Source organism: Polaromonas sp. P1_F1 (assembly GCF_056405795.1).
The window spans coordinates 379,003-391,000 of the sequence record NZ_JBFUBJ010000002.1; the positions used below are offsets into that span (position 1 = coordinate 379,003).

Consider the following 11,998-nt stretch of genomic DNA (forward strand, 5'->3'; position numbering starts at 1 on the left):
GTTGTGCATGTTATTCGACACGGATGTTGCCGTCCGTGATGATCTTCTGCGAGCGAGCCATGTCACTGCTCTGGAACTTCGCGAAGTCTTCGGGCGTGCCGGGTGTCAGCACCAGGCCTTGCTGGAGGAGCTTTTCACGCATGTCGCTGGCGAGCGCCTTGTTGGTTTCGGCGTTGAGTTTCTGCGTGATGTCTGCCGGCAATTTTGCCGGGCCCCACAGTCCGTACCAGCTGTAAAACTCGTAGCCGGGAATCGTCTCGGCCACGGTTGGCACATCAGGCAGGTTGGGCACGCGCTTGTCGCCGGTGATGGCAACGACGCGCAACAGGCCGCTCTTGTGGTACTGCAGCGAGCCAAGGATGGGGTCGATGAAGCCGTCGATCTGGCCGCCGATCAAATCCTGGAAAGCCGGCGCCGTGCCCTTGTAGGGCACCACGGTGTATTCGATGCCGCCGGCGCGTTTGAGCAGTTCGGTTGACAGGTGGCCGGCCGACCCGATGGAGCCGACCGCAAACGTCATCTTGCCGGGGTTGGCCTTGGCGTGGGCAATCAGCGACTTCACGTCGGTGATCGGCAGGTTCTTGTTGATGGCAATCGACAAGGGCGCCTTGGCAACCAGCGAGACGGGCGTAAAGTCTTTCACCACACCGTAAGGCACCGACTTCATCGTCATGGGTGCGGTGGTGAAAGTAGAGGCATTGAAGAGCAGGGTATAGCCGTCTGCTGGCGCCTGCGCGACCACGTGCGCACCGATGGTGCCGTTGCCGCCCGCACGGTTTTCCACCACAAAGGGCTGGCCCATCTGCTCACCGAGTTTTTGCGCCAGCTGCCGGCCCACCGCATCCAGCGTGCCGCCGGGCGGGAAGGGAATGATGACCTTGACCGGGCGGCTGGGATAAGCCTGCGCTGCGGCGCCGAAGGCGACGGCTGCGAGGCCGGCGGCCAGGCTGGCCTTGAGGAAAGTGCGTGTCTTCATGTTGTCTCCTGTTAAATTTATTCAGCGATTTGAGTGGAAGCGCTCGGTAACATTTCAAGCGGGCGCCGCGGAACCGGCTTTGCCGGGCCGCCAGCGCCGCCCCCTTGAGGGGGGAGGCCGCTACACGCAGTGAGCCGGCAACGGGGGGAGCCATTACATGCCGTGTAGCGCCAGTAGCGTCTTCATGCGCTGGGTCGCCAAGTCCGGTTGTTCAAGCAGGTTGGCGGCATCGGCCAAGCGGAACAGTTCGGCGAAGTGCTGCAGCGAACGCGTGCTCTGTTGCCCGCCGACCATCGTGAAGTGCTTCTGGTGGCCGTTAAGCCAGGCCATGAAGACGACGCCAGTTTTGTAAAAACGCGTGGGCGCGGCAAAAATGTGTCGCGACAGCGGCACCGTGGGGCCGAGGATGGCGTGGAATTTCTCGACATTGCCTTGCGCGAGCTCGCCCAGCGCGGCGCTGGCGGCCGGTGCGATGGCGTCGAAGATGCCCAGCAGCGCATCACTCTGGCCGTGCATCGCTTCCTTCCCGAAACCGTCACCGGCAATCAGCTCGGCATAGTTGAAGTCGTCGCCTGTGTACATGCGAACGCCCGTGGGCAATCTGCGGCGCATCGCGATTTCCTTGTCCTTGTCGAGCAGCGAGATCTTGATGCCGTCGACCTTGTCGGGGTGGGCGTTGATGATGCCAAGGGCCGTGTCCATGGCTTTTTCGACATTGCCGCTGCCCCAGTAGCCAGCCAGTGCAGGGTCGAACATGTCTCCCAGCCAGTGCAGCACCACCGGTTGTTTTGCCTGCCTCAGGATGCGGTCGTAGACGCGCTCATAGTCGGCCGGCGATTTGGCGACGCGCGCTAGCGCGCGGCTGGCCATCACGATCAGCTTGCCGCCGAGCTTTTCAATCGCGGCCATCTGCTCTTCGTAGCCGGCGATGACTTCATCGACGCTCTTGACGTTTTCCAGCACCAGGTGGTCGGTGCCGCAGCCTGAAGCCACCAGTGCGCCCGGCACGTCTTTGGCGGCATCGAGCGAACGGTGGATCAGCTCCAGCGAGGTCGGCCAGTCCAGGCCCATGCCGCGCTGCGCCGTGTCCATCGCTTCGGCCACACCCAGGCCCAGCGACCACAGGTGACGGCGGTAGGCGATGGTCGTGTCCCAGTCGATCGCGCAGTTGACCCAGGGATCCACTGCGGCCAATGGGTCGGCCACCACGTGAGCTGCCGAATAGGCGATGCGGTTGAATTTGACGCCCGGTGCGGGCTTCACCGGTGTGCGGCCTTGCAGCGTGTAAGGCCGCAGGCCGCCCGCGGCGACAGGCAGGGAAAGGGTTAAAGCCATGAATCTACCTTTTCTGTATGAAAAATGTGCCTGTAGCCCTTATCTGATGGGCGCGAGCAGCTATCAAACTTGTAGCGCTGGAACGTCCACCCAGCGGCGTTCTTTCCAGCTTTCGAGCGCGGCTTCGACCAGCTGCACGCCTTTGGCGCCTTCGGGCAGCGTCCATTTGTAGGGCTCGTTTTCCACCACATGGCGGATGAAGTGCTCCCACTGGATCTTGAAGCCGTTGTCGTAGGTCTGGGTGTCCGGCACTTCCTGCCACTGGTCAGAGAAATTCATCGTCTGCTTCTCGTCCGGGTTCCAGACCGGGCGCGGCGTGTTGACGCGCGACTGGGCCTTGCAGGAGGAGAGGCCCGCAACGGCCGAGCCATGCGTGCCGTCGACGTGGAAGGTGACCAGGTCTCCGCGGTTCACGCGGGTGGCCCAGGACATGTTCATCTGGGCAATCACCGGCTCGCCGCTGTGGCCGATGAGTTCGGCGGTGGCGTAAGCCGCGTCGTCGGCGGTCGCCTTGTAGGGCTTGCCAGCCTCGTCCCAGCGCTCGGGAATGTGGGTGGCACCAATACAGGAGATCGACTTGACCTCGCCGAACAGGTTGTCCAACACGTAGCGCCAGTGGCACATCATGTCCAGGATCATGCCGCCGCCGTCTTCGGTGCGGTAGTTCCAGCTCGGGCGCTGGATAGGCTGCAGGTCGCCTTCGAAGACCCAGTAGCCGAACTCAAGCCGCACCGACAGCATCTTGCCGAAGAAACCGGCGCGGCGCAGCATGTCGAGCTTGCGCAGGCCGGGCAGGAAGAGCTTGTCTTGCACGGCGCCGTGTTTCAGACCCGATTTTTCAGCCAGGCGGGCGATCTCGACGGCCTCGTTGAGGTTGGTGGCAATCGGCTTTTCGCAGTAGACGTGCTTGCCGGTGCGAATGGCCTTGGCCAGCAGGGTCGGGCGCATCTGTGTGGTGCCGGCGTCGAAGAAGATGGTGTCGTCCTTGTTCTTCAGCGCCTCGTCGAGGTCGGTGCCCCAACGCGCGAGGCCATGGGCTTTGGCCAGGGCTTCGATTTTTTCGGCGTTGCGGCCGATCAGGATCGGGTCGGGCATCACCTTGTCGCCGTTGGAGAGCGTGACGCCGCCCTGTTTGCGGATCGCGACGATGGAGCGGATCAGATGCTGGTTCATGCCCATGCGTCCGGTGACGCCGTGCATGATGATTCCTAGTCGTTGAGTAGCCATGGGATCCTTTGAGGAGGTGAAAAATGCGGCGGCCTCACCTTGGCCCGGCCACGGGTATTGGAAGGAGGGACGCTGCGGGGAACTGGGCGGAAGTTACTGGGTGGGCTGAAGGCCGGCAGCTTTGACCAGTACGGCATTGCTCTTGATCTCGTCCTTGATGTAGGCGTCGAACTGCTCGGGCGAGAGTGTCCAGGCGTCGGCGCCCAGGGCGGCGAAGCGTTCCTTGACTTCGGACGTGTTCAGGGCTTTGATCACTTCGTCGTGCAGGCGGTTGACGATGTCGCGCGGTGTTTTCGCGGGGGCCATCATGCCGATCCAGAAGTTGAACTCTGAACCCGGAACGCCGGCTTCCGCCGTGGTGGGAACCTGGGGCAGGGCGCTGGCGCGTTTGGGTGAACCGACCGCGAGAGCCACGAGCTGGCCGTTCTTGATCTGGCCGATGACAGGTGCGATCGGCGAGAAGTAGTAGTCGACGCGGCCGGACATGACTTCGGTCACCGCTTCGCCAGATCCCTTGAAGGGAATGTTGGTGGCTTCGATTTTGGCGGCGAGCTTGAATTTTTCGGCATTCAAGTGGGTGGCGCTGCCCTGGCCGGCCGAGGCGAAGTTCATGCTGCCGGGTTTGGCGCGCGCCGCGGCCAGCAGTTCCTGCAGCGTCTTGATGTTTTTCGACGGCGACATGACCAGCACATTGGGCGTGCTCGAGATCGGCGTCACACCCGTGAAGTCACCCATGGTGTCGAAAGGCAGCTTGGCGAAGGTCGAGGGGCTGACCGTGTGCGAGGACGAGTGGATCATGATGGTGTAGCCGTCCGGCGCGGCCGTGGCCACGGCCTGCTGGCCGATGGTGCCGCTGGCGCCGCCGCGGTTGTCGATCACGAGCGTCTGGCCCATGCTCTGGCTCATCTTGTCGGTGATGGCGCGGGCAATGATGTCGGTGGTGCTGCCTGCGGCAAAAGGCACGATGACACGAATGGGCTTGTTGGGGTAGGCGCCCTGGGCGCTGGCCACCAGGGGTGACAGCGCCGCCATGCAGGTGAGGCTGGCCAGTGCTGCGCGACGTGTGAATTTCATGTGCTTTGTCTCCTGAAAGGGGTCATTGAAGGACTGCGAAAGACCTGTGCATGCCGCCGGTGTTATTGGGGTACCGGAATGCAGTTTACTCGTAATTCACCATTAAGTGAATTACGAATTGTAAAAATGGCCTCGTCGCTGCGTCAATGACCGCTCAGGATCAGTTTCTAAGGACATACCCTAGGATGACTTCGCACATGTGCGAGAGCCGCTCATGGCGGGCTTTGGGCGTCATGAGATCGCGCCCGAAGATGGCCGACAACGTGTGGTTGTTCGACAGGTAGAAATACGACATTCCGGCGATGGATACGTAAAGCTGTACCGGGTCGATGCCGCCGCGAAACAGCCCGTCTGCGCGCCCGCGCTCCAGGATTTCCGCCAGCGTCTGGACCAGCGGCGAGTTCATTTCCTGCACGCGGCTGGACATGGCCAGATGCCGCCCCTGATGCAGGTTTTCACTGTTAAGAAGCGTCAAAAACTCCGGATGGGCAATGTAGTATTCCCAGGTGAATTCCGTGAGCCGGCGGATGGCTTGCGCCGGATCCATGTCGCGCAGATGCAGTTCTGTTTCCGCGGCGCGGATGTCGGCATAGGCGTTTTCCAGCACCGCCAGGAAGAGTTCGTCCTTGCTCTTGAAGTAGTAGTAAATCAGGCGTTTGTTGACGTCGGCGCGCTCGGCTATCCTGTCTACCCGCGCACCGCCCAGGCCGTGTTGCGCGAACTCGTCGCGGGCCGCCAGCAGGATGGCCAGTTGGGAGCGGTCGGCATCGCGTGAACGGGGTTCGGCGGGCTTTGTTTTAGGGGTCGGCATGGCGAGAATTTAACTATTTGGTGAATTAAAGCAAGAATACCCGAACGGCATCGTTATTGGATGACAGACAGCGGCCAAGGGTACCTCCATAATGAAGCAGGTACCGGCCGCCCGCGCCGGTGCCCTTGAGGCAAAGGAGATGGCCATGAACAATTCAGACACGCCGAAAGATGGCGACTTCGCAAACTGGGTAGACCAGAAGGCCGAGGCGCTCAAATTTGAACTGGGCGAAAAATTTCCGGTACCGCCATCCGAACTGCATTCTCCCTCGGTGCATATAGAGACCGGCCGGCAGAAGCTCGAAGAGGTGCTGCTCGAACACGAGCAGCCCACGGAAGAGTTTCTCGAAGAACTCAGGGCCCTTGAAGGAGCGCCACCGCTGAGTGACGAAGAGCTGGCGCGACAAGCCCTCGAGGCTGGCGGCGGCGATGGCGACGCGGCTACGCCTGAATAATTGTTCCACCCCCGTCCAGGCTCACTGCGTGTAGCCTGTTCCCCCCTCAAGGGGGCGGCGCCTGCGGCCCGGCAAAAGCCGGTTCCGCGGCCCCTGCTTGATTGAAGAGCCCCATATTCAGTCGCTGCGCCAGTGTCTGTTCCAGCGGCACAATAGGCTTCATGAATTCCCAACTCGCTGGCCACCTTCTCGTCGATTGCCTTCTGGCCCAAGGCGTTACCCATGCGTTTGGCGTTCCCGGTGAAAGCTACCTGGCGGTGCTTGACGGCCTGCATGCGCGTCAGGACAAGATTCAGTTCGTCACTTGCCGGCAAGAGGGCGGCGCGGCCTTCATGGCCGAGGCGCACGGCAAGCTGACAGGGCGGCCGGGCGTGTGCATGGTCACGCGCGGGCCGGGCGCCACCAATGCGTCCATCGGCGTGCACACGGCCTTCCAGGATTCAACCCCCATGGTGCTGCTGGTGGGGGACGTGGCCAGCGACTGCCGCGACCGTGAAGCCTTCCAGGAGGTGGACTACGCCAGTTTCTTCGGGCCCAGCACCAAGGGCTTTGCCAAGAGGGTGGAGCGCATCGATGAGGCCGACCGCATCCCCGAATATGTGGCGCGTGCCTTCGCTACCGCCATGAACGGCCGGCCTGGCCCCGTGGTGCTGGTCTTGCCTGAAGACATGCTGACGCGCATGACGGCCGCGCAGCCGCTGCCGCGTGTGGAGGCCGTGCAGGCCTGGAGCGACCCGGGCTCACTGCGTACGCTGCGCGAGATGCTGCTCAAGTCCGAGCGCCCGCTCGTTATCGCCGGTGGCGGCGGCTGGACGCCGCAGTCGGCGCAGGCGCTGCAACGCTTTGCCGAAAACTGGAAGTTGCCGGTGGGCAATGCCTTTCGCTTCCAGGACACCTTTGACAACCACCATCCGCTCTACGCGGGCGACGTGGGTATCGGCCTGAACCCGAAGCTGGCCGCACGCGTGAAGGCCAGCGACCTGATCATCGCCATCGGCCCGCGCCTGGGTGAGATGACGACCGGTACTTACACGTTGCTGGAGGCGCCCCGGCCCAAGCAAAAGCTGGTGCATATCCATTCGAGCGCCGAGGAGCTCAACCGCGTCTACCAGGCCGATCTGGCCATCAATGCCACCATGAACGCGGCTGCGCGATCGCTGGAGGTCCTCACGGCGCCGGTGTCTGTGGCCTGGGAAGCCTGGACCACATCCGCGAACGAGGACTACCTGGAAAACCTCAAGCCGACACCTTCCGCGAACCTGCCGGGTGATATCGACATGCCCGCCATCGTCGGCATGCTGCAAAAGCACCTGCCGGCGGATGCAGTGCTGACCAACGGCGCCGGCAACTTTGCCAGCTGGGTGCATCGTTTCTTTCGGCATCACGGTCTCGTCAAAGGCCACAAGACGCAGCTGGCGCCCACCGTGGGCGCGATGGGTTATGGCGTGCCGGCCGGTATTGCTGCGGCCATCACGACAGGACGGATGGCTTTCACCATCGCGGGTGACGGCGACTTTTTGATGAACGGCCAGGAGCTGGCCACTGCCGTGCAGCACGGCGCCAAAAGCATCATCGTGCTGCTCAACAACGGCATGTACGGCACGATCCGCATGCACCAGGAGCGGGAGTATCCAACACACCAAAGTGGTTCAAGCCTGAACAATCCGGATTTTGCGGCGCTGGCGCGAGCCTACGGTTACGCCGGCGTGCGCATCACGCGCACCGCGGAGTTTGAGGCGGAATTGCTTGCGGCGCTGGCTCGCAAGGAGGGCACGGTGATTGAGGTCACGCTGGATCCGGAAGTCATCACCACGCGTGGCACCTTGTCGGCGATTACGCAAAACGCTCTGGCCAAGGCGCCGTAACCATTGCAGCAATGCGGGCCGCTGCCGGATAGCTACTGGCCTGCGTACTGATCCGCGGCGACGATTTTGGGGTCGAACTTCAAGCCGGCCAGTTCCTCGATATCCGCGATGGCGACCTGGTTGCGTTCGAAGGCCGGCATGTCTATCGACTCATAGGTGTCGCCGAACTGCCTGATCGGTTTTTCCTGACTGAAGACGAAACCATAGGCCAGCAGCTTCGCGCCGCGTTTTTGCGATTCGGGCACGACCACGACCTTCCAGAATTTTTTGGGGATTTTGACCTTGCCGGTTCCCCAGTTTTTGGACTCGAAAAATTCGGTGAGCACCGGCCCCGCGAACAGCACGGCGCGCCCGCCCGACTCCTGAACCTGGTCGGTGAGCAGGCGCTCAAACTGGCCCCAGATACCGACCACCCCGCCTTCATAGACGCGCTGGCCGCTGCGGTCATTGGGGTTCTCCTGGTTGAAGGCCTCATGCTGCGGCGTGCAGTTGGGCCAGTGGTAGCTGTCGGCGTTCGCGAATTCGGTTTCGTCCGCGTCGGCGCCCCAGCAGTTGTCTTCGCGGCGGACAATGTGCCCGCGGTCAATCCGTTTGGCCGGGCCGTAGACGTCCTTGTTGAGCAGCTGGTATTCCAGCGGCAGCCGCGGGTCTTCTCGCCAGTTTTCCCCTCCGAAATCCGCCCGCTTCCGCGGGTCCGTGCGCGATTTGGGGCGGTAGTCGTAGTTTGAGGCGGTCCACAGACACATGCGTGTCGGCTTGTGCATTACGAGGGAAAAGTGGTGGTAGTCAAGCGGTAGCGGATCGGCCGGCGCCAGGTGGCCTGTCTTCACTGCGGGCACGTCGTCCACACCGGCATTGAATTCCTCATAATCGGCAACCGAATAGAGGGCACCATCCCATCGCGACTGGGCCACAGGGGCAGGAACCTCCTGGCCGAGGAATTTCGGGTTGTATCCCTTGCGGCCCGCGTAGTTCTCGTCGAAAACCAGGGATTTTTCCTGAAAGGCGGTGAAGAGGCCATCCGCCGAAGGCGCACCGGAACCATCAGGCAAACGAACTTGCGCGGGCGCCGCGGGTGCAGGCACCGACACGGGTGCAGCGGCGGCAGGCACGCCGGGCTGAAGCGCCTGCCCGCCATAGACGTGCAGGGTTACTGGCCCCGAGAAATTGAAGGTGTTGCCGCCTCCGGGCCGTGAGGCGAGAGGTAAGAGGGATGACGAGGCGGTGCCGGCCGGCACGCTCTCTGTGCCGGTGAGCGGGTCTGCCGTGGTCGCCAGCAATTGCCGGGCGATCATGCGCATGGATTCTGGAATCGACATGGATTTAAGCCTTTCAACGATGAAACTGACGCGCGCGCCCTCATTGGCGATCCACTGGATGTCGTCGTCGCTTTGCGACTCCGGGTCCCAGGGGGCGCCCCGTTTGTCCAGGATCCGGCCGTCCCGCATCGCCGGCACGCCGCAGTGGTGCAGCGCCACCAGTTCCCAGTCTGTGTTGTAGACCGGGGAGCCGGAGGAGCCCGGCCGCGTGTCCGTCTCATAGTGAAGAAAGCCGGTGGGCAGGATGTCCATCAACTTGTTGTCGCTGATGGCGAAGGCCCGCGGCCCGCCGGCGGGGTGCTGGATGATATTGACCGGAGCGCCCGTCAACACCTTGCCCGTTGCCTCGATCAGCCGCGTCCAGCCGCATGAGGCAATCTGGTCGCTCTCGCGGCTGCGGGGCTGCACCGCCACGATGGTGAAGTCGAGGGCCGGGTCGGTAACAAAGAAACGGTCTGGATCGAAGTCGTAGTACTTGCCGTTGTTGATGCCGTACTCATCGCGCACGTAGAAAAAATTCGCCGCGTGGCCGTCGACGTCAATCTTTGAAGGAAACACGTGATGATTCGTCAGTAGCAGGTCGAACCCGATCAACAGGCCCGTGGCCACGCCGATGGGCGTATGGCTGGCGCTGCGCTGCTGGACGATGCGGGCCACGGGTTTCGCGGCGTCCGAGGCCTGGACGCTGGGCGCGTATTCCACGGGATTCCACGCACCAATGACACGCTCGGGGAAAAGGGGAAAGCCGCCCGCGGCCCTGGTCAATTGGCGGGCTGTCCATTCCGCTTGGCGCTTGGGTGTGTCGGCGGCGCCCGGGCCCTGGTTCCGGATTTTTTCAAGGCCGGTTTCGCGCTGCTTCATGCGTTCTTCCCAACGCCGGGCCGCATCCGTCAGGATGCCCTGTTGCCTCGTCTTGACCGCTCCGAGTGTCTGTCCCATTTCTTGTTCCTTCGCCGGCCTTCGGCCTGCAGAATTCGGGGAAATGGATATTCCTCCATTCCACGGAAAAATGCACCCTCCAGTCGGAGGAGACTTCACAAGCCGGTTTAGTGCAGACCTGTAAAGACGTACAGCGGCCCGCGAAAAAACAAGGCGCCACAATGAAAAAACCCTCCTTGAAGAAGGAGGGTTTTGAATGGAGGCGGCTTTATGACAAAGCCGCTTCAAGCCATGAAGGATTATTCCTTGATGTCGACAGCGTAGAAGTTGTGGCGGCCGAACGGGCTGTTCTTGTAGCCGATCACGCTCTTGCGGATGGGCTTGAGCTGCACCGCGTGGGCGATGGTGAACCAGGGAGCCTGTTCCTTGAAGATGACCTGGGCCTGCTGGTAGAGCTTGATGCGCTCCGCAGGATTGGTCACGGTCTTGGCTTTCAGAACCAGGTCTTCATACGGCTGGTAGCAGAACTTGGCGATGTTGGAACCGCTGGCGGACTGGGCTGAAGCGCAGCCGAGCAGGGTGTACATGAAGTTGTCAGGATCGCCGTTGTCGCCGGTCCAGCCCAGCATCCCCATCTGGTGTTCGCCAGCCTGCAAACGCTTGCGGTACTCGCCCCATTCGAAGCTCTTGATCTCGGCGGTCACGCCGACCTTGACCAGGTCAGCCTGCATCAACTCGGCGATGCGCTTGGCATTCGGGTTGTATGGGCGCTGCACGGGCATTGCCCACAGGTCGGTGGTGAAACCGTTGGGGAAACCGGCCTGGGCCAGCAATTTCTTGGCGGCTTCGGGGTTGTACTCGTCGTCCTTGATGGCGTTGTTGTACGCGGCCATGGTTGGCGGGATCGGGTTCTTGGCGGCAACACCGGTGCTCAGGTACACGCCGTCAACAATGGCTTTCTTGTTGATCGCCATGTTGATGGCCTTGCGCACGCGCACGTCGTCAAACGGCTTCTTGGTCGTGTTGTAGGCGAGGTAGCCCACGTTCAGGCCGGCCTGCTCGACGATCGTCACGTTGGCGTCCTTGCGGATCGCGTCGAGGTCGGCGGGGTTGGGGTAGGGCATGACGTGGCATTCGTTCTTCTGCAGCTTGGCCCAGCGGACCGAAGCGTCAGGCGTGATCGAGTACACAAGGTCGTCGATCTTGGCCTTGCCGCCCCAATATTGCGGGAAGGCCTTGTAACGGATGACCGCGTCTTTCTGGTACTGCACCAGGTAGAAGGGGCCGGTGCCGACCGGGTCCTGGTCGATTTTTTCCGGCGTGCCGGCTTTCAGCATGGCGTCGGCGTATTCCTTGGACTGCACGGCCGCGTAAGGCATGGCCAGGTTGGCGAGGAATGGCGCTTCAGGCTTGTCCAGCGTGATCTTGACGGTGAGGTCGTTGACCTTTTCCACCGATTTCAGCAGCTTGGGCATGCCCATGTCGCTGAAGTAGGAGTGGTTGGGGCTGGTGACCTTGAAGAAGGCGTTGTCTTCTTTCCACTGGCGTTCGAACATGAACAGCACGTCGTCGGCGTTGAAGTCGCGCGTTGGCTTGAAGGCCTTGTTGCTGGCATGCCATTTCACGCCCTTGCGCAGGTGGAAGGTGTAGGTCAGGCCGTCGGCGGAAATGTCCCATTTTTCGGCCAGGCCGGGAACGACCTTGGTGCCACCGTATTCGAATTCGACGAGGCGGTTGTAGACGGGTTCGTTGGCATCAAACGACGTACCCGTGGTGTTGACGCCAGGGTAGAAGTTTTCGGGGCTGCCTTCAGAGCAGAACACCAGCGTCTTCGCGGAGACGGGTGAAAGTGCCAGCAGCGCTGGCAGGGCAATAGCGCACAGCAATGCGCGCTGGACCGGGCGCAGCCGGTTTGCACTTGGTTTGGTCTGAATCATTTGACGATCCCTTTGGAGGTTAATGCTGCTTTTGCAGCGGGGGCTTGCGGCCAGATTGCACAACATTTGTGACGTTGTGCGCCCTGGTCATTGAAAAACGTGGCCTGAAACCGGTGCTTGA

The 11,998-nt window shown here is 62.0% G+C and carries 9 protein-coding genes; 2 read left to right on the top strand and 7 right to left on the bottom strand.

Going from position 1 to position 11,998, the window contains the following annotated elements; translation table 11 throughout:
- Window positions 1-10: 10 nt before the first annotated feature.
- The 5 genes from AC1DZE_RS07930 to AC1DZE_RS07950 all read right to left on the bottom strand — a co-directional run bounded on the left by AC1DZE_RS07930 (window position 11) and on the right by AC1DZE_RS07950 (window position 5,423).
- Window positions 11-976, bottom strand: coding sequence for a Bug family tripartite tricarboxylate transporter substrate binding protein (locus AC1DZE_RS07930; RefSeq protein ID WP_477699933.1), 966 nt, complete (start codon window positions 974-976; stop codon window positions 11-13).
- A gap of 153 nt (window positions 977-1,129) precedes the next feature.
- Entirely contained in the window at window positions 1,130-2,311 is a 1,182-nt protein-coding gene (locus tag AC1DZE_RS07935; RefSeq protein WP_477671857.1) for a dihydrodipicolinate synthase family protein, read from the bottom strand.
- Window positions 2,312-2,374: 63 nt separating this feature from the next.
- A complete protein-coding gene (locus AC1DZE_RS07940; RefSeq protein ID WP_477671858.1) occupies window positions 2,375-3,538 on the bottom strand; it encodes a Gfo/Idh/MocA family protein in 1,164 nt (387 codons plus the stop codon).
- Between the two features lie 93 nt (window positions 3,539-3,631).
- Complete coding sequence (locus AC1DZE_RS07945) at window positions 3,632-4,612, bottom strand: Bug family tripartite tricarboxylate transporter substrate binding protein (RefSeq protein ID WP_477699934.1); 981 nt, start codon at window positions 4,610-4,612, stop codon at window positions 3,632-3,634.
- Window positions 4,613-4,772: 160 nt separating this feature from the next.
- Window positions 4,773-5,423 (bottom strand): TetR/AcrR family transcriptional regulator, encoded by a 651-nt coding sequence (locus AC1DZE_RS07950; RefSeq protein WP_477669175.1) that lies wholly within the window; start codon window positions 5,421-5,423, stop codon window positions 4,773-4,775.
- Window positions 5,424-5,568: 145 nt separating this feature from the next.
- Between AC1DZE_RS07950 and AC1DZE_RS07955 the strand changes: the two genes are divergently transcribed.
- Together AC1DZE_RS07955 and AC1DZE_RS07960 are read left to right on the top strand one after the other, a co-directional pair.
- Entirely contained in the window at window positions 5,569-5,877 is a 309-nt protein-coding gene (locus AC1DZE_RS07955) for a hypothetical protein (RefSeq protein WP_477669176.1), read from the top strand.
- Window positions 5,878-6,038: 161 nt separating this feature from the next.
- Window positions 6,039-7,742 (top strand): thiamine pyrophosphate-binding protein, encoded by a 1,704-nt coding sequence (locus tag AC1DZE_RS07960; RefSeq protein ID WP_477669177.1) that lies wholly within the window; start codon window positions 6,039-6,041, stop codon window positions 7,740-7,742.
- A gap of 32 nt (window positions 7,743-7,774) precedes the next feature.
- Here the strand turns inward: AC1DZE_RS07960 and AC1DZE_RS07965 are convergent, their stop codons facing one another.
- Both AC1DZE_RS07965 and AC1DZE_RS07970 read right to left on the bottom strand, forming a co-directional pair.
- Window positions 7,775-10,000, bottom strand: coding sequence for a DNA/RNA non-specific endonuclease (locus tag AC1DZE_RS07965; protein ID WP_477669178.1), 2,226 nt, complete (start codon window positions 9,998-10,000; stop codon window positions 7,775-7,777).
- A 239-nt stretch (window positions 10,001-10,239) separates the two neighbouring features.
- On the bottom strand, window positions 10,240-11,877 hold the full coding sequence (locus AC1DZE_RS07970) for an ABC transporter substrate-binding protein (protein WP_477669179.1): 1,638 nt from the start codon (window positions 11,875-11,877) through the stop codon (window positions 10,240-10,242).
- Window positions 11,878-11,998 lie beyond the last annotated feature (121 nt).

What these genes read in the sequence shown, in the direction of transcription:
- AC1DZE_RS07930 (WP_477699933.1), bottom strand. Translation starts at nt 976, where the DNA reads ATGAAGACACGCACTTTCCTCAAGGCCAGCCTGGCCGCCGGCCTCGCA.
- AC1DZE_RS07935 (WP_477671857.1), bottom strand. Translation starts at nt 2,311, where the DNA reads ATGGCTTTAACCCTTTCCCTGCCTGTCGCCGCGGGCGGCCTGCGGCCT.
- AC1DZE_RS07940 (WP_477671858.1), bottom strand. Translation starts at nt 3,538, where the DNA reads ATGGCTACTCAACGACTAGGAATCATCATGCACGGCGTCACCGGACGC.
- AC1DZE_RS07945 (WP_477699934.1), bottom strand. Translation starts at nt 4,612, where the DNA reads ATGAAATTCACACGTCGCGCAGCACTGGCCAGCCTCACCTGCATGGCG.
- AC1DZE_RS07950 (WP_477669175.1), bottom strand. Translation starts at nt 5,423, where the DNA reads ATGCCGACCCCTAAAACAAAGCCCGCCGAACCCCGTTCACGCGATGCC.
- AC1DZE_RS07955 (WP_477669176.1), top strand. Translation starts at nt 5,569, where the DNA reads ATGAACAATTCAGACACGCCGAAAGATGGCGACTTCGCAAACTGGGTA.
- AC1DZE_RS07960 (WP_477669177.1), top strand. Translation starts at nt 6,039, where the DNA reads ATGAATTCCCAACTCGCTGGCCACCTTCTCGTCGATTGCCTTCTGGCC.
- AC1DZE_RS07965 (WP_477669178.1), bottom strand. Translation starts at nt 10,000, where the DNA reads ATGGGACAGACACTCGGAGCGGTCAAGACGAGGCAACAGGGCATCCTG.
- AC1DZE_RS07970 (WP_477669179.1), bottom strand. Translation starts at nt 11,877, where the DNA reads ATGATTCAGACCAAACCAAGTGCAAACCGGCTGCGCCCGGTCCAGCGC.